The sequence below is a fragment of the Clostridium magnum DSM 2767 genome (assembly GCF_001623875.1).
Classification (GTDB): Bacteria; Bacillota; Clostridia; order Clostridiales; family Clostridiaceae; genus Clostridium_AM; species Clostridium_AM magnum.
This window is the reverse complement of the sequence record NZ_LWAE01000001.1, coordinates 1,429,981-1,451,488: the sequence shown is the minus strand read 5'-3', so window position 1 is coordinate 1,451,488 and position 21,508 is coordinate 1,429,981. Positions and strand designations below refer to the sequence as shown.

The following is a 21,508-nucleotide window of genomic DNA, read 5'->3' as shown; positions in this document are numbered from 1 at the left end:
TATCCAACTCCTAATTATGGTTTCTCTAATATTTCTTAGGTGTCTGTGTACCAATAATAATCCAAGTGTTTCTAGTGTATATCCCTATAATTCTTCATTTAGTAATATTACCCCAATCTGTTTATTTAGTCAATGCATAATAAAAAACCCTTCTATAAAAGTGAGAAGAGTTTTTATCTAAGTTTTTATGTATATTTATATTAAATTTATAAGAACTAAAGTTCCCGCTGCAATTGCTGCAGATGCTGGTATAGTAAGCAACCATGCAGTTACAATTTCTTTTGCAACAGCCCATCTTACAGCTGAAAGTCTTTTAGAGGCACCAACACCCATTATAGAACCTGTGATTATATGAGTTGTACTTACGGGAGCATTTAACATTGTTGCACTAAAAATTACTGCTGAAGCACCTATCTCCGCTGTAAAACCGTTAACCGGCGCAATTTTTGCCATTCTAGAACCCATAGTTTTAATAATTTTCTTACCACCTAAACTTGTTCCTAGAGCCATAGCTAATGCACAAGATACCTTAACCCAGGTTGGAACAGCAAACTGTGGTAAAAAACCAGCACTTACAAGTGCCATAGTTATTATACCCATTGATTTTTGCGCATCATTGCCTCCATGGTTTAAAGCTATAAGCATGGCCGAACCAATTTGAGCCTTTGAAAATATTTTACTAACTGTTGCAGGTCTCGTATTTCTTAATGTCATATTTATAACATTCATAAGTACCAAGCCTATGAAAAATCCAATTACAGGTGATAGTACTAACCATATTATAACTTTTGAAAAAAGGCTTGCCCAGTGAACTATTATAAAAGATTTTTTATACATAATAGCAGAACCCACTAGACCTCCTATAAGGGCATGGGAAGAACTGCTTGGAATTCCAAAATACCAAGTTATTATATTCCACACAATTGCACCAACCAAAGCTGCTATAATAACCTCTAGAACGATACTATTCGGATCTACAATACCACTTCCTATAGTTTTAGCAACTTTAACATTCATAAATGCTCCAACAAAATTCAATAGCGCTGACATAATTACTGCCTGCTTTAAGGTTAAAACTCTTGTAGATACAGAACAGGCTATAGCATTAGCACTATCATGGAATCCATTTATAAAATCAAACACTAAAGCAACAATAACTATAGTAATTATAATTATCATACTACTAGGCATTTTTCATTACTACTCCTTCGATAACATTAGCTAAATCTTCACAGGCATCCAAAGTATCTTCAAGATATTGATATATCTCTCTCCACTTTATAACTTCGATAACTTCCATGTTTCCTCTAAATATATCCATAATGGCTTTTCTGGAGACTTTGTCTCCTTCTTCTTCTATTCTATTAATCTCTATAATTTTCTTTGATAATTCCTTGCTTGTCTTCATATTTTTCAATTCTTCCATTAGGATAATTATTTCCTGACAACATTCCACAATCATTCTGCTTAGGATTTCTGCTTCTTCTGTAGAATTATTTACATTAAGCATAACAAATCTACTTGCAGTAGATTCTATTAAATCAATAATATCATCTGTATCTTTTGCTATAAGATAAATATCTTCTCTGTCAAATGGTGTTATAAATGTGTTATTTAATTGCTTAAGTATTTCATGTTGCTTTCTATCTCCTTCGTGTTCCACCTCTTTAAGCTTCTTAAGATTCTCTTCTGAATTGTCTAGATCTTTTAAAAATTCTACTAACAATTTTGAAGCCTCATAGGCAATGTTAGCAGTTTCAACAAATAGATTGAAAAATTTGTCTTCTTTTGGGGTTAAACTAAACATTTCATCCCTCCTGATATTTTTGAAAGTATAGATTTGCGACCTTATAAAGTATAACATAAAATTAACAGAAATAAAACATAAAATTAACCTATCATTACTTAGTAAACGTTTGAATTTATATATTTTATTATAGTATTTTATTACATATATAGACTTTTTCCTATTTTTCTAAAAAATAGATATATTTAATTATATTAATCAAAATTAAATATATCTATTTTTTTTAATACAATTTAAATATATTATTATACTTTTAAACAAAAATTCCAGCAAAAAAAATAAAAAATCGGTATTTTTTATACCGATTTGATAAATTTAGTCATTTAGATCTTTTTGTTCTCCTGTTACTAAATATATGGTCCATTCACATACATTAGTAATATGATCTCCTACTCTTTCTAGATGTTTAGAAACAAATAAAAGCTGAGTTATTTGATTAAAATTATTCTGTCCCTTTTGCATTAACCCAACTAGCTCTGAAAAGATGTTTCTATATAGAGCGTCTACTTCATCATCCATCTTACAAGCTGCATAAGCACCTTCTACATCTCCAGCCACGTGGGCATCTAATGCTTTTCTTATCATCTCTTTTACTACATCGCCCATCTTAGGAATATCAATCAATTCCTTAATATATGTTTCATTCTTAAGTCTTATAGTTATTTTTGCTATATCAACTGCATAATCTGCGATTCTTTCAAGATCTGTAACCAGCTTAGTAGTAGAAATTATAGTTCTTAAGTCTATAGCTAAAGGCTGTTCTTTTGCTATTAATTTTATGCATTTATTTTCTATTTCCCTTTCAAGTTTATCAACTAAATCATCATTCTCTATTATTTGTTCTGCTAGTTTTTCATCCTGTTTAACCAACGCTTCTATGCATTGATGAATTTGTTTTTCTACTATACTTCCCATTCTTAGCAAATCATTATTAAGCTCATCTAATGCATAGTCAAAGCCAGTTCTTGTCATAATTTTCACCTCATTCTAATTTAATAATTACTGTTTTTCCTATTATCTCACATCTTTGATTACTTTTGAAATACTTTATTCTATAACTAACTGCCACTAATACTAAAGCTTTTATAAGCAGAAGCATAAGTGGCACTAAGTTCCTAAATTCACGAAATTAATAATTATAAGGAGCTTAAATACCATATAACTTTTAATTTCACCTCATGAGGATATATATTTTTATTTATCCAAACCTTCCTGTTATATAATCTTCTGTTCTCTTATCCCTTGGATTATAGAAGATATCTTCTGTTTTTCCACTCTCTACTATTTCTCCACTTAGGAAAAAAGCTGTATGGTCAGATATTCTTCCTGCCTGTTGCATATTGTGAGTAACTATAATTATAGTATAGTTCTTTTTAAGTTCATCCATAAGTTCCTCTACCTTTAGTGTTGATATAGGATCTAATGCAGAAGTCGGTTCATCCATAAGCAATACTTCAGGCTCTACAGCAAGAGTTCTAGCTATACACAGTCTTTGCTGTTGGCCTCCAGACATTCCTAATGCACTTTTGCCAAGTCTGTCTTTTGCTTCATCCCAAAGGGCAGCACCCTTTAAACTCTTTTCTACTAACTCATCCAACTTACTTTTGTCTCTTATTCCATGTATTCTAGGACCATAAGCTATATTATCATATATAGACATAGGAAAGGGGTTAGGTTTTTGAAAAACCATACCTACTCTTTTTCTAAGCTCTATTTCATCATAATCCTTATATATATTAGCACCTTCAAAAAGCACTTCACCTTCTATTTTAACAGATTCAATCAAATCATTCATTCTATTTAAAGTTCTCAAAAATGTAGACTTACCGCATCCAGATGGTCCTATTAGTGCTGTAACCGCATTTTTTTCTACATCTAAGTTTATCTTTTTTAAAGCCTGGGTATCCCCGTAATATAAGTCAAGATCCCTGGTTTGTATTATGCCCATTTAACTTCCTCCTTATTTTTTACCTGTATAAGATTCATATATTCTTCTTCCTAATATTCTCGCTGAAAGATTAAATAACAATACCATTATTACAAGCACAGCTGAAGCTCTATTAGCTATCAAAGATGCATCTGGTACCATTCCTTCTGAATTTAACTTCCATATATAAACTGACAATGTTTCAGCAGGTCTCATTAAACTAAAAGGAGAGGATTTATCTATTAAACTAATATTGTCAAAATGTAATATAGGCGCACTCATTCCTGCTGTATAAAGCAGCGCTGCTGCCTCACCAAATATTCTTCCCGCTGCAAGTATTACTCCTGTTAAAATCTGTGGTATCGCTGAAGGAAGTATTACCTTTCTTATGGTTTGCCATTGTGTCGCTCCTAGTCCTAAACTTGCTTCTTTAACAGGTTTAGCAGCTGCCCTAACAGCATTCTCACTTACTCTTGTAAGTGCTGGTAAATTTAACACTGATATAGCCAATGCACCAGAAAGCAAGGTAAATCCCCAATGGGTCATATTAACAAATACCAAAAGCCCAAATAATCCCACTACTATAGAAGGCAATGAAGCCATAGTTTCAATACTCAATCTTATAATATTCAGAATAGGTCCCTCTTTAGCATATTCAGATAAGTATATACCTGCCCCTACACCAAAAGGTACTGATATTAAAAGGGAAACAATTAGCATATAAAAGGAATTAAAAAGTTGAGGACCAATCCCCCCTCCCGCTTCTCCTGCTTTTGGATTTCCAAATAGGAAAGAAGGTCTTAAACAGTCTCCACCCTTAACTAGTATATATCCTATTAAAGCAACAAGAAGAATTACTACAAATGCTGATACAGAATATAAAATTCCAGTCCAAATTCTATCTTTCAATTTAGCGTTCATTATTTGATCTCACCTCTTTTTCCAATAAGCCTTATAGCTAGAATGAATACAAAGGATATAATTAATAATAAAAATGCTAAAGACCATAAAGCATCATTCCAAGCCGTTCCTGTCACTGTATTTCCCATATCCATAGTGAGAATACTTGTTAAAGTAGCTGTAGGACTTAATAGATTTTTAGCAAATTTTATAGAATTTCCAATAACCATTTGAACCGCTAAAGCTTCTCCAAAGGCTCTTGCAAGTCCCAATACTATACCCGTTAATATGCCATTCTTTGCCGCTGGTATTATAACTTTACTTATTGTTTGCCACCTTGTTGCCCCTAAGCCATAAGAAGCCTCTAAATAGCTTTTAGGTACAGTTTTAACTGCGTCAGATGCTAGACTAGCTATTGTAGGCAAAATCATAATACTTAATACTAAAATTCCTGCAATTAAACTAAACCCTATACCTCCAAAACCCTTTTTAATAAAAGGTAACAGTACACTAAAACCGATCCAACCATAAACAACAGATGGTATTCCAACAAATAGTTCCAATGCCGGTTGTAAAATTTTCTCTCCTATTCTTGGTGAAATATAATTCATGAAAATTGCTAAGGCAATGCTTATAGGTGCACTTATTATAACAGCTCCTATAGAAACAAAGGTAGAGCCTGCAATAAATATTAACGCTCCAAGTTTAGGCTTATCACTGTCAGGACTCCATTGTGATGTGAATAGAAACTCACCTAATGAATACCCATGTTTTACAAAGGTATTTAAGCCTTTTAAAGCTACAAACCCTATAATAGTAAAGGTTAGAACTACAATTAATAAGCCACAAAATACAGCAAAACCTCTACCTATATATTCACTTTTCAATTTCTGCCATGTTGTTCTTTTTTCCATATCATATACCTCAATATTATTTTTTTATTGACCTAAGGTCATATAAGTCTTTTAATAACTTAAACTACATATTTTTCAAACTATTAATAATTAGTTTTAAATCCATTAGTTATCAGTCGCAACACCAATTCCTATCCGAGTAATTTTCGGTAAGTATTACGACTGATAACTAATGGGTTAAACTTATAATCATGTAACATTTTTATCATCTAAATAGCTGGCTGCTTAGCAGCCAGCCTAAACTTTTCTATTTAGTTTTCATATCACTTGCCGGAATATATCCCATTTTCTCAACAAGAGGTGCATTTTCAGAACTCATCATGTAATCAATAAATGTCTTAGCTAGGTCTTTAGCTTCACCTTTAGTGTACATATGTTCATATGACCAGAAAGGATATTTTCCTGTAATTATATTATCCTTAGTAGGCTCTACTCCTTCAATTTTTAACATTCTAACATTTTGCTTAGCTTCCTCACTAGTTAATGCAGATAAAGCTAAGTAACTTATTGATCCTTTTGTAGATACTATTGACTTTTCAACAGCACCATTTGAATCCTGTGTAGTTCCTAAACCTTCCTTTTCATCTTTTCCACCCATTATAGTATCCTTAAATGTTGTTCTTGTACCGGAAGACTTTGTTCTATTTATTACATTTATTGGAGAGTCATCTCCTCCAACCTCTTTCCAGTTAGTAATTTCACCTGCAAATATCTTTTGTATTTGATCTTTTGTTAAGTTATCAACTTTAACATCCTTGTTAACTACTACTGCAAAGCCTATTGCACATACTTTATAATCAACTAATTCTTTTGCCTTTTCTTTATCTAGCTTTGTTTCAGCTAATATATCTGAATTACCTATATCTGCAGTTCCATCTGAAACTAATTTTAATCCTGTGCCGCTTCCTCCGCCTTGAACATTGATTGTAGCTTTAGGATTTTTTTCAGTAAATTTTTTTCCCGCCTGCTCTGCTAATGGTTGAAGCGCAGTTGAACCTGCAAGTGTTATTGAACCTGTTATTTCTTTAGTTCCCTGAGTAGTATTTCCTGCGTCTTTGTTTCCTCCACATCCTACAAATGCTCCTGCTACAACTGTTATTGCCAGTGCAGCCATCATAGCTCTTAAGCTCTTTCTTTTCATTAAGTAAACCCTCCTCAAAGTTTTAATGTTAACAGTTATCTTACTCTTATATAATATTCCCTTAAAGTTAACCCCCTATTATAGAGATGTTAATTTAACTTAACATTTTTGCAACGTATGAATCTTTTATATGAACAAAAAAATACCCATAGATATAAGCATCTAAGGATATTTTCCCTAATTTTCATTTAATTATTACAACTATTTTATTTAACATAGATTTAACACAACTATAATTTTAGTCTTCCTTATCTTTTTCTATAGGTATTTTAACAGTAAATTTACTACCTTTTCCCACTTCACTTTCAACTTGAATTGTACCATTAAAACCAACAACTATATATTTTACTATAGCCAATCCTAAACCAGTTCCCCCTTGTGCCCGGGATCTTGCTTTATCTACCCTATAAAACCTTTCAAAAAGTCTTCCTAAGTGTTCTTTAGGTATACCTACACCATTATCTTCTACAGATATAAAGAAATCTTCATTTTCACATTTCGTTCTTATAACTATCTTGCCATTATTATCTGAATACTTTATTGCATTATCCACTAGATTAATAAGCATTTGCTTGAACCTATCACTATCTCCATTCAAAATAGAACTGCTTTCTTCCCCAATTATTATTTCAATATTTTTCTTTTCTGCTGTATGTTTCATTAAATTATAGACATCCTTTACAATATCACTAACCTTAAACTCATATTTTTTTCCTTCAATATTATTTTCTATATGAGAAAGAGTTAAAATATCATTAATTAATCTTGTTAACCTATTTGCCTCATCCTCTATTATACTTAAAAATTTTTTTCTATTTATAGGATCATCTACATATTTTAACGTTTCTGCAAATCCTTTTATAGAAGTTAGTGGAGTCTTTAATTCATGGGATACATTAGCTACAAACTGGGATCTAATATTTTCAAGCTTCCTAACGTCGGTTATGTCCTGTACAACTGCTACAGTACCAATCTTCTCCCCCTCATTTATAATATCTGCCGTTCTTATTCTTAAAACTCTTTCCTTAGGCCATAATATTTTCATTTCTCTAGAATCTTCTTTTGTACTATCAAAAATATCGTCAAATTCGAAATCTCTTATATTATTCATTAGATTTTGACCTATAATGTCTTTATTTATACCAAAAATCTTTTTTGCATAAGGATTTATCATTATAACTCTATGTCCCTTATCTACCGCAATTACTCCACTGTCCATACTCTTTAGTATGGCTTCTAACTTATTTTGCTTATCTAATGAATCTCTCAAAATATTTTGGATTATGCCTGCCATATTGTTAAAGGTCATACTTAAGTGACCTATTTCATCATTAGATACTATCCTAACTCTTCTATTGAATTCACCTTCCGCAATTTTATCCGTTGTAAATTCAAGATCCTTAATAGGCTTAACAATAGACTGTGACATTTTGGAAGCAAAAATTATAGAAATTGATACGGAAAAAAACATTATAAGCATATAATATTTAAAATAATTACTTTCAATTCCTTTAATAGTCTGCATTGTAATAGCACTTCTTACAACAAATCCATCTTCAAACACTGTTGCAAAATATAAAGTACTATATCCCGTTGTAATACTATACCTTATACTAAATCCCTCTCCATACTGCCTTGCATCTATTACTTCTTTTCTTGAATTGTGATTATCCATAGTTTTAGAGTCTGCAATAGAATCGCTTAAAACAATTCCATTTTTATCAATATAGGTTTCTCTTATCATTTCATTGGTAAAATTATTCTTAAAAAAAATTCTTCTATCTTCTAATTTTTCATTTTTCAATACATTTATTATAAGCTCGTTATTTACTTTTAAAGTCCGCTTCATATTTTCTAGATATTCTTGATTTTCTATTACTACAAATAATATAGTCATTATAGTCAAACTAAAGAGAAGTGTGCTCAACATCGAAAACATTAATTTTTTTTTCATCTTAATCACCAATTATTCTCCTGAACTAAATCTGTACCCAATTCCCCTAATAGTTTCTATATACTTCGGGTTTTTATCATCATCTTCTACTTTTTGTCTGAGATGCCTTATATGAACATCTACAGTTCTTGTTTCTCCAATATATTCATATCCCCATATTTCATCAAGTAAAAAATCTCTTGTCATTACTCTACCCTTATTTTTTATCAAAATTTCAAGTAATTCAAACTCTTTTAAAGTAAGTTCTACTTTTGCCCCTTCTTTAGTTACCTCATGCTTCTCAAAATCAATATTTACAGTTCCAAAGCTATAAGAATTATCTATTGGTTTTATATTGGTTCTTCGGAGTATAGCCTTTACTCTAGCAATCAGTTCCCTAATTGAAAAAGGTTTAGTCATATAGTCATCCGCACCTAATTCTAATCCTAATACTTTATCAAACTCCTCACCCTTTGCAGTTATCATGATTATAGGTGTTGAAGAAATAGAGTTATCCCTTCTAATTTCCTTACAAACATCATATCCATCCATATTCGGAAGCATAACATCAAGAAGGATTAATTGTGGATTTTCACTTTTAACCATTCTTAATGCCTCTAATCCATTATCTGCACAAATGGTTCTATATCCATTTGTGTCCAAATTAAACTTAATTAATTCCCTTATGTGTTCTTCATCATCAACTATTAAAATTTTTTCTTCCGCCATAGCTTTACCTCTCTAAAATGTATTATTTTCGAACTAACTAGTCAGTATATAAATATATTTGACTAGCTAGTTCTTTTTTAATGCTTATTTGATAAAAATAAATGAAAATAGCCTTTTGTATGCATTAGTATTTTTTCTATATGAATGTAGTTCTATCTCATTACTACATAAAGTACAAAGATTTATATGATTAATATTTTCTTTTCTTACTCCTTTAGTATCTAATTGATGAGTTATGCACTCTACCATACTTAACATTCTTCCTTTAGCTATATCTACGTCTTTGTATACTTCAGAGTTTTTAAACTTTTCTATTAATTCCTCACTAACTTCATAACAGCACTGGTGTATATGCGGACCAATACATACCACCAAGTTTTCACTTCTAGTACCATACTTTTTTTTCATCTCTTCAATTGTTTTTGATACGATACAGGAAAATGTTCCGCGCCATCCACTATGAATTGCCGCTACAACTTTACTAGCTTTATCATAAAGCAGGATAGGTACACAATCAGCTGTAAATACTCCAACAGCTGCAGATTCTTTATTTGTAATCAGTGCATCACCATCTTCAACTTTCCCATTATAGATATAAACATTGTCACTATGGGTTTGGTTTAAGAAGCCTACTTCATTAACACCAAACCACTTTTTTATATTTTCTATATTCTTTCTTCCTTCATCGGCATTTTTATTAAAATCCAATCCATTCTTTCCAGTTGAAAATACAGCATTAGCTCTCCCTAAATCCAGTTTTATAAATTCATAGCCCTTAATTAAAACTATTTCCATACTTAACCTCCATAGTTAATTACTCCTTGATAACTTTATTTAGTAAATTTTATCACTATTCTTTATTGATTTCTATATTATATATATCTTACGAGATAACTATTGCTATTTTAAAATTATAACACTAGTATATTATGTCTAATGAAATTTTTGTTAAGAATATGTTAAATGTACAATTTGCATTTAAGAAAATTTTTCTAACAGCAATATTAAAACACTAATTTTATATAAAAAATAGATAAAGCTAGTGCATACCTTAAATTACACTATAAGATATACACTAACTTTATTCTCTTAAAGTTGTATATGCATTCATTTATTTCCCAGTAAATTTTTAATTTCTTCCATAAAGGTATTTATATCCTTAAACTGTCTATATACAGATGCAAATCTCACGTAAGACACTTCATCTAGAAGCCTAAGATTCTCCATTATTAACTCGCCAATATACTCAGAATCGACTTCTGTAAGCATTTGATTATTAATTTTCTTCTCTATGTCATCTGCAACATTTTCAATTTGCTGCCTTGACACAGGTCTTTTTTGACAAGCCTTTATTAATCCATTTATTATTTTGGTTCTATCAAAATATTCTCTATTCATATTCTTTTTTATTACCAATATAGGTACATTTTCAACCTTTTCATATGTAGTATACCTTTTATTGCATTTTAAACACTCTCTTCTTCTTCTAATAGACATATCATCTTCCGTAGATCTTGAATCTACCACCTTACTTTCTGCATATGAGCAATAAGGGCACTTCACTTTTCTTCACGTCCTTCTACTTTTAATATGGTTTTGCATTCAATCTAAACCATGTATATAAATATTATACACTTTTTGATATAAAATTCTACTACAATTTACTATTCCTTTAACATTAATTGCCCACCATCTACAAGTAATACATCAACCCCTACTTTTTTAACATTTTCCCATGGAAGTTCTATATCTTCTGTTTTACCAAACCATGACATTTTTTGTGATGGTAGAATGATAGATATGATTCTATATTCATCACAATCTATCTTTAAATCTTTGATAAAACCCAATTTTGTTCCAGTATTTATATCTATAATCTCCATAGATTTTAAATTTCCTATAGAATATAAAGCCTTTTCATCATCCATTTTTTATTTCCTCCTCTTAAATTTCACACCCTAAAAGTTGATATTCCTCCAACCATATAATTTTATAGTCTTAATAAATAATATGATAAAGCTTATTTATTAATTACTACAAAATAAAAACTGAGAATATATATCGGCTTTTAATGCCAAATACATATTCTCAGCTCTTAATCTAAAAACCACCTATAAGTACAATAATAAACTAATCTAAACGTATTTTCTCATATGTCTTAAAGCTGTTTTTTCTAATCTCGAAACTTGTGCCTGTGATATTCCTATTTCGTCTGCTACTTCCATTTGAGTTCTACCATCAAAAAATCTCAAATTAAGAATAAGTTTTTCCCTGTCATTTAGTTTTTTCATTGCTTCCTTTATGGCTATATTTTCAAGCCAGCTATCATCCATGTTTTTACTATCACTTATTTGATCCATAACATAAATTGCATCTCCACCATCATGATAAATTGGCTCAAATAATGAAACAGGATCCTGAATAGCATCTAAAGCAAATACAACTTCCTCTCGTGGTACTTTTAATTCTTTTGCGATTTGTGATATAGTAGGCTCCTTATTATTTTCTCCTATCAGTTTATCTCTAACTTGCAGCGCTCTATAGGCAATATCTCTCAGGGATCTACTTACTCTGATTGAGTTGTTATCTCTTAAGTATCTCCTTATCTCACCTATAATCATCGGAACGGCATAGGTAGAAAATTTAACATTTTGACTCAAATCGAAATTGTCAATTGCCTTTATTAGACCTATACATCCAACTTGAAATAAATCATCAACATTTTCACCTCTATTATTGAATCTCTGAATAACACTCAATACAAGCCTTAAGTTACCTTTTATAAATTTTTCTCTAGATTCATCATCTCCATCTCTCATTGTCATTAATAAATGTCTCATCTCTTTTTCCTTTAAAATAGGTAACTTTGCCGTATTTACACCACAAATTTCAACTTTATTAATTATCATAAAGCCATCAGCCCCTTCAGAATATATAGCATTTAAATTATTTCCTAAGAAGCCGATTTTTATACTAAAGACAACCTTATAACATTTTATTTATTTCTTTCTTTAATCTTTTAATTATTCTTTTTTCCAACCGTGAAATATAGGATTGAGATATACCAAGCATATCAGCTACTTCTTTTTGCGTTTTTTCTCCCTTTCCATTTAACCCAAATCTTAAATTAACTATTTCCTTTTCCCTATCACTTAATTTTTTCATAGCTACCATCAAAAGTTGCTTATCTACTTCATCCTCTATCAAATTGTATACTACATCGTTTTCTGTTCCTAAAATATCAGATAATAGCAATTCATTTCCATCCCAATCAATATTTAATGGTTCATAAAATGAAATTTCTGCCTTTACCTTACTATTTCTTCTCAAATACATAAGTATTTCATTCTCTATACATCTAGATGCATATGTAGCTAACTTTATTTTTTTCTCTGGATCAAAAGTGTTAACCGCTTTGATTAATCCAATTGTACCTACTGATACCAGATCTTCTACATTTACGCCTGTATTTTCAAACTTTCTCGCTATATAAACCACCAATCTAAGATTTCTTTCTATCAGTGTAGATCTTACACCTTCATCTCCAGTAACAAGCTTAGCGACTAAATCATCTTCTTCTTTTTTACTCAGCGGTGGTGGAAGAACATCGCTCCCACCAATGTAGTAAACACTCCTAATAAACAACTTGAACTTTGACAATATTCTATTCAACAATACTTTTAATTTTATCATAATCTCCCTCCAATTAATGCATCATTCCTCAAATAACTCCTCTAGATAAAAGAGCTTCATAGTCATTAAAATCACTTAATCTTTCTCCTGCAAAGGCAACAATAACTTCTCTAGTTGTAGTCTCATTTCCCTGGTGTATTTTTATATATTCAGGTTTAAATCCTTGGAGGTTTCCACCCTTTCCGCTTACAACTCTATATGGAATATAAAATTTGTCATAGCACTTTAAATCCACATCCTGAAAAACAGACTTTTCTACTATTACTACAGGCAAATTAGTTGCTGGCTCTCTTAATTCATTACCTGTATCAAGAAATGCATTAATACTTTTTTCAGAATTTTTTAATACGATATCAATACTATATATAAGATTACTTAGGTCTTTTCTCTCTTTAATAAAAATCACTACTCTATCAATAATCATATATATTGTCATTACTGAAAGCATAAGCTTCTTATAAGAAAAATTTATAATAGCAAAATTGTTAATATCATAATTCTGACTGTATTGTATAAATATACATGCACCTGCTAGCATCATAGAATATAATATAAATATTACTAATGCCTTTATATTAAATATAATTTTTCTTTTTCTAAAACTAATTAATACTAAAATTGCTGCTACAATAATTTTGAATGAAACAGATGAAAAATTTTTTAACTGGGGATAAACTAAAGTTATGACATACAAACTTCCAATAGTTGCCGCTAAAAGAATATACCTCAATTCCACTTTAACTCTAAGTGTCCTAGCCGTTATATATAAAAGAAACAGGTTAACTACTAAATTTTCAAAAATCAGAACATCTAGATATATAACCAAGTAAAAGGTTCACCTCCATCTTGAATTATTTTCCATCTCATTACTCTTATTATATACCTATCCATTTTAAAATTTTGTCATTTTTTAATAAAAATTACTATTTTTATTTGCTATAATGTGTCACCATATTTAGATTTGTAAAATTAAACTTTAGCAAGATAGGAAAATTAAATTCATAAAGTGAACCTTCAATTAGACAACAAAAAATCCATGCATAACAATTATGTTATACATGGATTTTTTGTGAAAATTTTTTTATTTTCTCTGTCTTCTTAGAAATGCAGGTATTTCAAGATTAGTTTCATCATAAGTTTGATATTCTACCGTAGCTGCTGCCTCGTCCCTATTGCTAGTAAAACTTACAGCTGGTTGTTGATTTTGAGTAATCTTCGCAACAGGTTCTGGTGGTTTAGCCTGAACTTTTTCTGTTTCAAATCCTGTAGCAATTACAGTAATTCTTATTTCATCTTTTATATTTTCATCTATCACTGCACCGAATATAATGTTTGCATCAGGGTCTGCAGCATCTTGAACTATTTCAGCTGCCTCATTTATTTCTAAAAGCCCTAAATCTGGTCCCCCTGTTATATTTAAAAGTACACCAGTCGCTCCCACTATAGATGTTTCTAAAAGTGGACTTGATATAGCTTGTTTAGCTGCTTCTTGAGCTCTATTATCCCCTGTACCTCTACCTACACCCATATGTGCAAGTCCTTTATCTATCATAATAGTTCTAACATCTGCGAAGTCAAGGTTTACAAGACCAGGTATTGTAATTAAGTCAGATATACCTTGTACACCTTGTCTTAAAACATCGTCTGCATATTTAAAGGATTCCATTAGTGTAGTCTTTTTATCTACTATTGAAAGTAACCTTTCATTTGGAATTGTAACTAGAGTATCAACTCTTTCCTTTAAATTTTTTATTCCCATTTCTGCATGAAGCATTCTTTTTCTTCCTTCAAATGGAAAAGGCTTTGTTACTACCCCTACAGTTAAAATACCCATGGATTTTGCTATTTCTGCAATTACAGGCGCTGCTCCGGTACCGGTTCCGCCTCCCATACCAGCAGTAATGAATACCATATCTGCACCTTTTATAGCTTGAGATATTTCTTCTTTACTTTCTTCCGCTGCTTTATTCCCAATCTCAGGATTAGCACCAGCACCAAGTCCTTTAGTAAGTTTATCACCTATCTGAATTTTTTGCGATGCCTGTGAAAGCATTAACGCTTGTTTATCTGTATTTACAGATATAAATTCAACATTCTTTAGTCCTTCTCTTATCATTCTATTTACGGCATTATTTCCACCGCCGCCACAACCAATAACTTTTATATTGGCAAATTGTTGAACATCAACATCAAAATCTAGCACAATACTTACCTCCTATTAGAAAAAATCTGTGAAAAACTCTTTTATTTTTGTTATAAATCCCCCATTATTTTTTTCTTCTTCTTTTTCTTTTTTGTTTTTTTCTCTAGTCCACTCTCTTTGAACTTTTTCGGTTTCCTTTTCCTTCTTAGCAATAAAGTTTCTGTCTTTCATTGAGTCCGAGGCATCTTTAACTGCTCCAACGGCAGCTGAATACAAAGGACTTGCTGCTCCGATATATTCAGGTGTTCCGACTCTAACAGGTTTCTGTAATACTTCTCTACTAAAATCTTCAATTCCTTTAATTAAAGCTAGTCCACCGCCAACAATCACTACACCTGAAATTTTTTCATAGTGTTCACTAGCTTTTAATTCACCACTTATGATGTACAATAATTCCTCTACTCTAGCTTCTATTACCTGCTTAAGGGTATTGCAACCTACACTTATTTTTTCATTATAATCAGCGTTTACTTCTATTTTAAAATCATTGTTATTTGAATCTACGCCAACACTACCATATTTAATTTTTAATTTTTCAGCCTCTGAAAAAGGTAGCTTTAGACAAACTGCTATATCATTAGTTATAGTATTTCCCCCTAGAGCTATTGTACTAATACCAGCTAAATTTCCACCCTCAAACATGTAAATATTTATAGATTCTGCACCTACATCTAGCAGTACAACCCCACGTTCAATTTCTTCTCTCTTAAGCGCAACTTCTGATATAGCAATAGGTTGGAATACTACTCCAGCAACCTTAATTCCAGCTTTATCTACACTCTTAAAAAGGTTATTTACTACAGTACTTTGAGATAGTATAATTTGAGCATCTACTTCAAGCCTTAAACCACTCATACCAATAGGGTCTTTTATTTTATCATATCCATCTATTACATACTGCTGAGGTATTACACCTATGATTTCTTTATCGGACGGAATTGTAATAATTTTAGATGCTTTTATTACTCTTTTCACATCGTTCGCTTTAATTTCTCTATCTTCTGATGCTACAGCTACAACACCTTTATTCCAAACCAGTTCACTTATTCCTCCTGGTAGAGAGATATATGCTTCTGTAATTTTAATATCAATCATGCGTTCAAGCCCATCAATGCATTGCTTAATAGATTCAGAAGTACTATCTATATCAACAACTATACTCTTTTTCACACCATTACAATTTGCCGACGTAATTCCCATTATTTGTAATCTACCGTACTTGTCCAACTTTCCAGCAGCAGCACATATCTTCGATGATCCAACGTCTATTCCAATTATATATTCACTCATTAAGCATTTTCCCCCCCTGTAAGAGAACCATCAAAGTATATATTCAACATAGATTCTATATTTCCTCTTATATTTTATCATATTTTAATAAATTCTCAAATATAGTTAAACAATTTCGTCCTTTTATTTACTACATATAACAAAAGGAAAGACTCATAGTCTTCCCTATTACTATTTAGTTGGCTTTTTCTAGATCATTAATTTTAACACTTCTGGTATGAACAGTATGGCTCCATTCCTTTTTATTTTTGTCCACAATTCCTTGGACTGAAATAGGAAACCATGTAAGCGCATAAATAGGATATATTATGTAGTACCAGAATATTTTTAAATTAAGCTTCTTTTCTAAAACTAATATAAAAGGTGTATATATAAACTGTACTACAGCAAATATTACAGCTGTGATTGTAGACAATTTAAAATCAAAGGAATATATAATTGTATTAAAATTAGTTATCAAATCTGATGCTTTAATAAAATACTGAACTAACCCTGTTATTGCTGAGATACCTATTAAAATTGCAACTATAGGCTGAATACTATATAATGCACAGTCTAAGGCTATAAAACTGCACTTTGATATGGATCTTTTAAACAGCTTGAAAAAATACCTACTTGCAACATCAGCAAATCCCTGCATCCACCTTTTCCGCTGTCTCCAAGACTGCGCAAGAGTAAGAGGTTTCTCATCATATATTATGGCATCATGAGCCCAACCTACTCTGTATCCATGTAATACAAGCTTACAAGTAAATTCTAAATCCTCTGTTAAACAGGTCGCGCCCCATCCTAACTGTTCAAGTATTTCTGTATCAATACAAAATCCTGTCCCACCTAACTGGCTTGATAACCCTAAATTACTTCTAGATAATTGAAACATTCTGTTACAAGTCCAAAAAGCTATTGAATAACTGCCTGTAATCCATGTATCTTCAGGATTTTTACTATCTAAATATCCCTGAACAACCTTATATCCATCACAAAGCTTTCTATTCATTTCTTTCAGAAAGTTTTTATGAGCAAGGTTATCTGCATCAAAAATGGCAACAGCATCATATTTTTTATTCATACTGAAAATTTTCTCAAACATCCATTCTAAAGCATAACCTTTTCCTCTTTTTTCCCTATTCCTTCTCTCATATACTATAGCACCCTTGGCTCTAGCTTTTAAAGCAGTTTTGTCCGTACAATTATCTGCAATAACGAAAATATCATAAAGATGTTTAGGATAATCAAGTCTTTTTAAACTTTCAATAATTCCTTCAATAACTATTTCTTCATTATGTGCTGCAATAATTAATGCAAAACTCTTTTTTGGCTCTACTTCTACCTCTTCTTTTTTTCTCCATATACCGAAAAAAGATATACATAAAGAATATATGGTTATAATAGAAACGACATAAGTCAAAATACGAGAGGTATCATGAATTATTTCCTTAAAAATGCTCACTCCCAATCCCCCTAATTCACAGTTATTTTAGCATAAATAAAAATTAATTACTATACAATTTGCAATAATTATAGAAAATATTTTATAGATATTTGGAAAACTGCTTAACTTCAAGCTATACATAGGAAAATATACGTAGATTGAATTAATTATTACTATTTATAAGTTTTTTGAATTTTAGCATATTTTTAACCTATACAATCAGTTTGTTATTAATTGAAACCTATGGTATTATATAATTATAAAAAACAAGTTTAACTGTTATAGTACAGTACTTAGAAAAGGGGGTAGAGCCTTATGAGGCGCTACGAACTGATCTTTTATATCGATTTAAGAAGGCTTCATAAAAAAGACGAATCCTTTGGATAGATCCTCCTAAAAAATTTTAAAGTAAAGTTTTTTAATTTAAGGGGGATTTATTATGAATACAACTATCGAAAAAATTAATAATATTGATATATCTGAGAGTAAAATAGAGAAAACTAAGGAAGATGAAAAGAAGCCGTCTTCAAAGGATCAATTCTGTTTGAAGGCACTAGATTATTTTGTATTCTAAATAATAGTAAATAAAAATAAGGACCAATCCAAGGTCCTTATTTTTATTTGTAATCTTTATCTCTATAATGAAATTATTTTACTTAGCATATCCCTATCAATAGCATAGCTTAAAGCTGTCTCATAAGATATTAATCCTTTTTTATAAAGTTCTGATAAAGACATATCCATTGTCTTCATTCCATATTTCGCTCCAGTTTGTATAGAAGACTCAACTTGATGGGTTTTTCCTTCTCTAATCATATTCTGAATCGCAGTAGTTGCTATCATTGTTTCCATAGCTGCAACTCTTCCTTTTCCATCATATTTTGGCAGAAGTTGTTGAGATATAATACCTTTAAGTACTGCCGCCAACTGTATTTTTACCTGTTGTTGCTGATATGGTGGAAATACATCTATAATTCTATCTATTGTTTTGGCTGCACCTATTGTATGTAATGTAGAAAATACTAGATGTCCAGTTTCAGCTGCTGTTAACGCTACTGATATAGTTTCTAAATCTCTCATTTCTCCAACAAGGATAACATCTGGATCTTCTCTAAGGATTGATCTTAAAGCATTGGCATAACTCAAAGTATCTTTTCCTATTTCTCTCTGATTTATTATTGATTTATTATGTTTATGTAAATATTCAATTGGGTCTTCGAGGGTAATTATATGAGAAGCTCTTGTTGCATTTATTTCATTTATCATAGCTGCTAGAGTCGTACTTTTACCTGAACCAGTTGGTCCTGTAACTAACACTAATCCTCGCTTATTAGTTATAATCTCTTTTACAACATTAGGAAATTGAAGTTCTCCTAGTGTAGGTACCTTTAGTCCAACAACTCTTATTGCTATAGCGTCACTTCCTCTTTGTTTGAACGTGTTAACCCTAAACCTTCCAATACCCGCTACTGAAAAAGAGGTATCTGACTCACCAGTTTTTGCATAGCTCTCATATGCCTCATCAAGTATTTCCTTAGCATAATTTTCTGTATCTATAGGTTGTAGTTTTTCACTACCTATTTGTCTTAATTCTCCATTAACCCTTATAACAGGTGGTACTCCTACAGTCAAATGTAAATCTGATGCATTTTCTGTCATTGTAGTTTCCAATAAGTTTTTTAGTGGTATCATTTAAGTTCCCCTTTCACGAAAATAACACATTATAATATATTAGACATTATTATAAATCTTTTTACTATTGTACATTTATTATTCTACAAATTTTATCAAATTCCTTTTAATTATTATATATAATTTAATTTTAATTTTTTATAAAACGAAAATGAGAATTAACAATAAAAATTTAATTAATTCCCATTTTTAATTCTCAACTTTCATTATCTTCTTCCCAAACCTAATTCTTTATTTAATTTTTTTAGTGCTCTTTTCTCTATTCTCGATACATAGGATCTGGATATGCCAAGAATCTTAGCTATTTCTCTCTGAGTCTTCGGTTTTCCCTCTAAAAGTCCATACCGCATTTCAACTACATTCTTTTCTCGTTCTGATAGACAAGTATTTATTTTTGAATACAGTTTTTTTACTTGTATTTTACTTTCAACAATTTCAATTATAGAGTCCTCATCACTACTCAACACATCCATCAGTGATATTTCATTATACCATACATGTTGTATGTAGCAAATCTTTTATCTATTTTTTTAGGATATAAATAGGTAGAAACTCCATCAGAAAATATGTAAATTATAGAACTAGGTATTAAGCCTAGTTCTTTTTATTACAGCATGAAGCAATTTACTTTTTACTTTTCTACTATAGGCATTATTCAAACATAAAATAATAATACCATTATTTTTTATAGCATACCACTCAAAATTTTTGTAACTGCAATATACTAAACATATTTTTATATTTTTATATTTAAGTTTATGAGCTTTAAATTTATTCATGTGTAATTCTCCCTCATCTTGCATATTATGAACATTATACCAAACACGTGTTCTATTGACAAGTTAACATTTTATGCTAAAGGTGTGTTTTTGGTATATTTAGAGCACAAATCTCTGTAACAAAATTATACCCTTGTCCCCAAATTATTTCATATTTTTCGTTTTACAAAATCTGATTTTAATATTCCATTGTTTGGATAAATGTAAACAGGTAGTTTACATTTAAAAATAAATTAAATATTTTTTATTCCTTTTCTGTTGTACGCTGTCGTATTTTGTTATATAATTTTTTTAATAATCTAATAAAATTTGGAGGTAATCATGCAAACTAACTTTAAGCAATTTAGACTTGCATTAAATCTGTCTCAATCTGAGTTAGCTGAAAAAGTTGGCGTATCTAGAATTTACATAAATAAAATAGAAAGGAACATTGTTTTCCCATCTATGCCTATTCTAAAAAGAATCTCGAAAGTTCTTAATGTATGCACATATAAATTAATTAATCCCTGTGTAAACTGTACTCTGGAAGATTGCTGCGAGAATTTTTTTTATCTATGTCATAACCAATTACGTTATAATATATCAAAATAGACACGTAAATACCTAATTGCGTTACAATTTCCCTATATCTGCTAATAGGGGGATTGGGTATGATTAAGATACATCTTTCAAAAATACTAGGAGAAAAACGAATGTCTCAAGCTGAACTTGCCCGAATTACGAATATAAGACCAAATACTATTTCGGAAATATATAATGAGCTTATAGAAAGGATTAATCTAGAACACTTGGATAAAATATGCGAGGTCCTTAATTGTGATGTTGCTGATTTAATAGAACATATCCCAAATAAAAGAAGATAACAGAAGCTCTGGCATAACCCAGAGCTTCTGTTATTTATAATCTATATACTAATTAAAATCAAATGAATTATAGTTAATAAACTTCCAATTATACACGCCCACTTTATAGAGTTCAAATTACTTTTATTCTTTTTATTAAATAATTTATTGCCTGTAAACCCTAACATAGCAGACATTATAATGTATTTAATCAGTAATCCCATAT

Annotated in this window: 24 protein-coding genes and 1 pseudogene; 3 read left to right on the top strand and 22 right to left on the bottom strand. The window is 30.6% G+C overall.

The genetic code is table 11. The annotated features are described in order from the left end of the window. Positions 1–195: 195 nt before the first annotated feature. From CLMAG_RS07050 to CLMAG_RS06965, 18 genes are all read right to left on the bottom strand, one after another. On the bottom strand, positions 196–1,191 hold the full coding sequence (locus CLMAG_RS07050; RefSeq protein ID WP_066619911.1) for an inorganic phosphate transporter: 996 nt from the start codon (positions 1,189–1,191) through the stop codon (positions 196–198). Then, positions 1,184–1,807 carry a DUF47 domain-containing protein gene (locus CLMAG_RS07045; protein ID WP_066619908.1) on the bottom strand — a complete coding sequence of 208 codons (624 nt, stop codon included), beginning with the start codon at positions 1,805–1,807 and terminating at the stop codon, positions 1,184–1,186. Before CLMAG_RS07045 ends, CLMAG_RS07050 begins: the two co-directional genes overlap by 8 nt. A 315-nt stretch (positions 1,808–2,122) precedes the next feature. Further along, entirely contained in the window at positions 2,123–2,779 is a 657-nt protein-coding gene (gene phoU, locus CLMAG_RS07040; protein WP_066619905.1) for a phosphate signaling complex protein PhoU, read from the bottom strand. A 226-nt stretch (positions 2,780–3,005) separates the two neighbouring features. Continuing rightward, entirely contained in the window at positions 3,006–3,755 is a 750-nt protein-coding gene (gene pstB / locus CLMAG_RS07035; protein WP_066619903.1) for a phosphate ABC transporter ATP-binding protein PstB, read from the bottom strand. Between the two features lie 12 nt (positions 3,756–3,767). Next, on the bottom strand, positions 3,768–4,655 hold the full coding sequence (gene pstA, locus CLMAG_RS07030) for a phosphate ABC transporter permease PstA (protein ID WP_066619901.1): 888 nt from the start codon (positions 4,653–4,655) through the stop codon (positions 3,768–3,770). Further along, positions 4,655–5,548, bottom strand: a complete 894-nt coding sequence (gene pstC / locus CLMAG_RS07025; protein WP_066619898.1) for a phosphate ABC transporter permease subunit PstC — start codon at positions 5,546–5,548, stop codon at positions 4,655–4,657. The genes pstA and pstC overlap by 1 nt, the downstream gene beginning before the upstream one ends. Positions 5,549–5,795: 247 nt before the next feature. Continuing rightward, entirely contained in the window at positions 5,796–6,689 is an 894-nt protein-coding gene (locus CLMAG_RS07020; RefSeq protein WP_066619896.1) for a phosphate ABC transporter substrate-binding protein, read from the bottom strand. A gap of 238 nt (positions 6,690–6,927) precedes the next feature. Beyond that, positions 6,928–8,643 (bottom strand): two-component system histidine kinase PnpS, encoded by a 1,716-nt coding sequence (gene pnpS / locus CLMAG_RS07015; RefSeq protein ID WP_066620476.1) that lies wholly within the window; start codon positions 8,641–8,643, stop codon positions 6,928–6,930. 12 nt (positions 8,644–8,655) lie between these two features. After that, positions 8,656–9,351 carry a response regulator transcription factor gene (locus CLMAG_RS07010; protein WP_066619894.1) on the bottom strand — a complete coding sequence of 232 codons (696 nt, stop codon included), beginning with the start codon at positions 9,349–9,351 and terminating at the stop codon, positions 8,656–8,658. An 84-nt stretch (positions 9,352–9,435) separates the two neighbouring features. Next, positions 9,436–10,146 (bottom strand): peptidoglycan editing factor PgeF, encoded by a 711-nt coding sequence (gene pgeF, locus CLMAG_RS07005; protein ID WP_066619891.1) that lies wholly within the window; start codon positions 10,144–10,146, stop codon positions 9,436–9,438. 312 nt (positions 10,147–10,458) lie between these two features. After that, on the bottom strand, positions 10,459–10,914 hold the full coding sequence (gene nrdR, locus CLMAG_RS07000) for a transcriptional regulator NrdR (protein ID WP_066619888.1): 456 nt from the start codon (positions 10,912–10,914) through the stop codon (positions 10,459–10,461). Between the two features lie 101 nt (positions 10,915–11,015). Continuing rightward, positions 11,016–11,279 carry a YlmC/YmxH family sporulation protein gene (locus CLMAG_RS06995; protein ID WP_066619885.1) on the bottom strand — a complete coding sequence of 88 codons (264 nt, stop codon included), beginning with the start codon at positions 11,277–11,279 and terminating at the stop codon, positions 11,016–11,018. A 207-nt stretch (positions 11,280–11,486) separates the two neighbouring features. Then, complete coding sequence (gene sigG / locus CLMAG_RS06990) at positions 11,487–12,260, bottom strand: RNA polymerase sporulation sigma factor SigG (RefSeq protein WP_066619882.1); 774 nt, start codon at positions 12,258–12,260, stop codon at positions 11,487–11,489. Positions 12,261–12,336: 76 nt separating this feature from the next. Next, complete coding sequence (sigE, locus tag CLMAG_RS06985) at positions 12,337–13,044, bottom strand: RNA polymerase sporulation sigma factor SigE (protein ID WP_066619880.1); 708 nt, start codon at positions 13,042–13,044, stop codon at positions 12,337–12,339. 28 nt (positions 13,045–13,072) lie between these two features. Then, a complete protein-coding gene (gene spoIIGA / locus CLMAG_RS06980; protein ID WP_066619876.1) occupies positions 13,073–13,870 on the bottom strand; it encodes a sigma-E processing peptidase SpoIIGA in 798 nt (265 codons plus the stop codon). A 255-nt stretch (positions 13,871–14,125) separates the two neighbouring features. Then, complete coding sequence (ftsZ, locus tag CLMAG_RS06975; protein WP_066619872.1) at positions 14,126–15,247, bottom strand: cell division protein FtsZ; 1,122 nt, start codon at positions 15,245–15,247, stop codon at positions 14,126–14,128. 15 nt (positions 15,248–15,262) lie between these two features. After that, positions 15,263–16,537 (bottom strand): cell division protein FtsA, encoded by a 1,275-nt coding sequence (ftsA, locus tag CLMAG_RS06970; RefSeq protein ID WP_066619870.1) that lies wholly within the window; start codon positions 16,535–16,537, stop codon positions 15,263–15,265. 175 nt (positions 16,538–16,712) lie between these two features. Beyond that, positions 16,713–17,987 (bottom strand): glycosyltransferase family 2 protein, encoded by a 1,275-nt coding sequence (locus tag CLMAG_RS06965; protein WP_066619869.1) that lies wholly within the window; start codon positions 17,985–17,987, stop codon positions 16,713–16,715. Between the two features lie 421 nt (positions 17,988–18,408). Here CLMAG_RS06965 and CLMAG_RS34210 point away from each other — a divergent pair, with 421 nt between their 5' ends. After that, on the top strand, positions 18,409–18,543 hold the full coding sequence (locus CLMAG_RS34210; protein ID WP_278329886.1) for a hypothetical protein: 135 nt from the start codon (positions 18,409–18,411) through the stop codon (positions 18,541–18,543). Between the two features lie 62 nt (positions 18,544–18,605). On the opposite strand, the gene CLMAG_RS06960 is transcribed toward CLMAG_RS34210, so the two are convergent. From CLMAG_RS06960 to CLMAG_RS06950, 3 genes and pseudogenes are all read right to left on the bottom strand, one after another. Beyond that, complete coding sequence (locus CLMAG_RS06960) at positions 18,606–19,661, bottom strand: type IV pilus twitching motility protein PilT (RefSeq protein ID WP_066619868.1); 1,056 nt, start codon at positions 19,659–19,661, stop codon at positions 18,606–18,608. 206 nt (positions 19,662–19,867) lie between these two features. After that, a pseudogene (locus tag CLMAG_RS06955) lies at positions 19,868–20,149 on the bottom strand (sigma-70 family RNA polymerase sigma factor); the annotation flags it as partial. A 93-nt stretch (positions 20,150–20,242) separates the two neighbouring features. Then, the gene (locus CLMAG_RS06950) at positions 20,243–20,440 is read right to left on the bottom strand and encodes a hypothetical protein (RefSeq protein ID WP_066619866.1); all 198 of its coding nucleotides are present in this window, start codon (positions 20,438–20,440) and stop codon (positions 20,243–20,245) included. A gap of 321 nt (positions 20,441–20,761) precedes the next feature. Here CLMAG_RS06950 and CLMAG_RS34875 point away from each other — a divergent pair, with 321 nt between their 5' ends. After that, entirely contained in the window at positions 20,762–21,031 is a 270-nt protein-coding gene (locus CLMAG_RS34875) for a helix-turn-helix transcriptional regulator (RefSeq protein ID WP_066619863.1), read from the top strand. A gap of 59 nt (positions 21,032–21,090) precedes the next feature. Next, positions 21,091–21,303 (top strand): helix-turn-helix domain-containing protein, encoded by a 213-nt coding sequence (locus tag CLMAG_RS06940; protein ID WP_066619860.1) that lies wholly within the window; start codon positions 21,091–21,093, stop codon positions 21,301–21,303. A gap of 41 nt (positions 21,304–21,344) precedes the next feature. On the opposite strand, the gene CLMAG_RS32310 is transcribed toward CLMAG_RS06940, so the two are convergent. Further along, positions 21,345–21,506, bottom strand: coding sequence for a hypothetical protein (locus tag CLMAG_RS32310; protein ID WP_161486942.1), 162 nt, complete (start codon positions 21,504–21,506; stop codon positions 21,345–21,347). Positions 21,507–21,508 lie beyond the last annotated feature (2 nt).

Excerpts from the sequence above, each read along its gene's own strand:
- ftsA (WP_066619870.1), bottom strand. The coding sequence starts at position 16,537 with ATGAGTGAATATATAATTGGAATAGACGTTGGATCATCGAAGATATGT.
- pnpS (WP_066620476.1), bottom strand. The coding sequence starts at position 8,643 with ATGAAAAAAAAATTAATGTTTTCGATGTTGAGCACACTTCTCTTTAGT.
- CLMAG_RS06995 (WP_066619885.1), bottom strand. The coding sequence starts at position 11,279 with ATGGATGATGAAAAGGCTTTATATTCTATAGGAAATTTAAAATCTATG.
- CLMAG_RS07050 (WP_066619911.1), bottom strand. The coding sequence starts at position 1,191 with ATGCCTAGTAGTATGATAATTATAATTACTATAGTTATTGTTGCTTTA.
- sigG (WP_066619882.1), bottom strand. The coding sequence starts at position 12,260 with ATGATAATTAATAAAGTTGAAATTTGTGGTGTAAATACGGCAAAGTTA.
- CLMAG_RS06950 (WP_066619866.1), bottom strand. The coding sequence starts at position 20,440 with ATGAATAAATTTAAAGCTCATAAACTTAAATATAAAAATATAAAAATA.
- CLMAG_RS06940 (WP_066619860.1), top strand. The coding sequence starts at position 21,091 with ATGATTAAGATACATCTTTCAAAAATACTAGGAGAAAAACGAATGTCT.
- CLMAG_RS32310 (WP_161486942.1), bottom strand. The coding sequence starts at position 21,506 with ATGGGATTACTGATTAAATACATTATAATGTCTGCTATGTTAGGGTTT.
- phoU (WP_066619905.1), bottom strand. The coding sequence starts at position 2,779 with ATGACAAGAACTGGCTTTGACTATGCATTAGATGAGCTTAATAATGAT.
- pstB (WP_066619903.1), bottom strand. The coding sequence starts at position 3,755 with ATGGGCATAATACAAACCAGGGATCTTGACTTATATTACGGGGATACC.
- pstA (WP_066619901.1), bottom strand. The coding sequence starts at position 4,655 with ATGAACGCTAAATTGAAAGATAGAATTTGGACTGGAATTTTATATTCT.
- CLMAG_RS34875 (WP_066619863.1), top strand. The coding sequence starts at position 20,762 with ATGCAAACTAACTTTAAGCAATTTAGACTTGCATTAAATCTGTCTCAA.
- CLMAG_RS07010 (WP_066619894.1), bottom strand. The coding sequence starts at position 9,351 with ATGGCGGAAGAAAAAATTTTAATAGTTGATGATGAAGAACACATAAGG.
- CLMAG_RS07045 (WP_066619908.1), bottom strand. The coding sequence starts at position 1,807 with ATGTTTAGTTTAACCCCAAAAGAAGACAAATTTTTCAATCTATTTGTT.
- CLMAG_RS06960 (WP_066619868.1), bottom strand. The coding sequence starts at position 19,661 with ATGATACCACTAAAAAACTTATTGGAAACTACAATGACAGAAAATGCA.
- pgeF (WP_066619891.1), bottom strand. The coding sequence starts at position 10,146 with ATGGAAATAGTTTTAATTAAGGGCTATGAATTTATAAAACTGGATTTA.
- sigE (WP_066619880.1), bottom strand. The coding sequence starts at position 13,044 with ATGATAAAATTAAAAGTATTGTTGAATAGAATATTGTCAAAGTTCAAG.
- CLMAG_RS07020 (WP_066619896.1), bottom strand. The coding sequence starts at position 6,689 with ATGAAAAGAAAGAGCTTAAGAGCTATGATGGCTGCACTGGCAATAACA.
- pstC (WP_066619898.1), bottom strand. The coding sequence starts at position 5,548 with ATGGAAAAAAGAACAACATGGCAGAAATTGAAAAGTGAATATATAGGT.
- CLMAG_RS34210 (WP_278329886.1), top strand. The coding sequence starts at position 18,409 with ATGAATACAACTATCGAAAAAATTAATAATATTGATATATCTGAGAGT.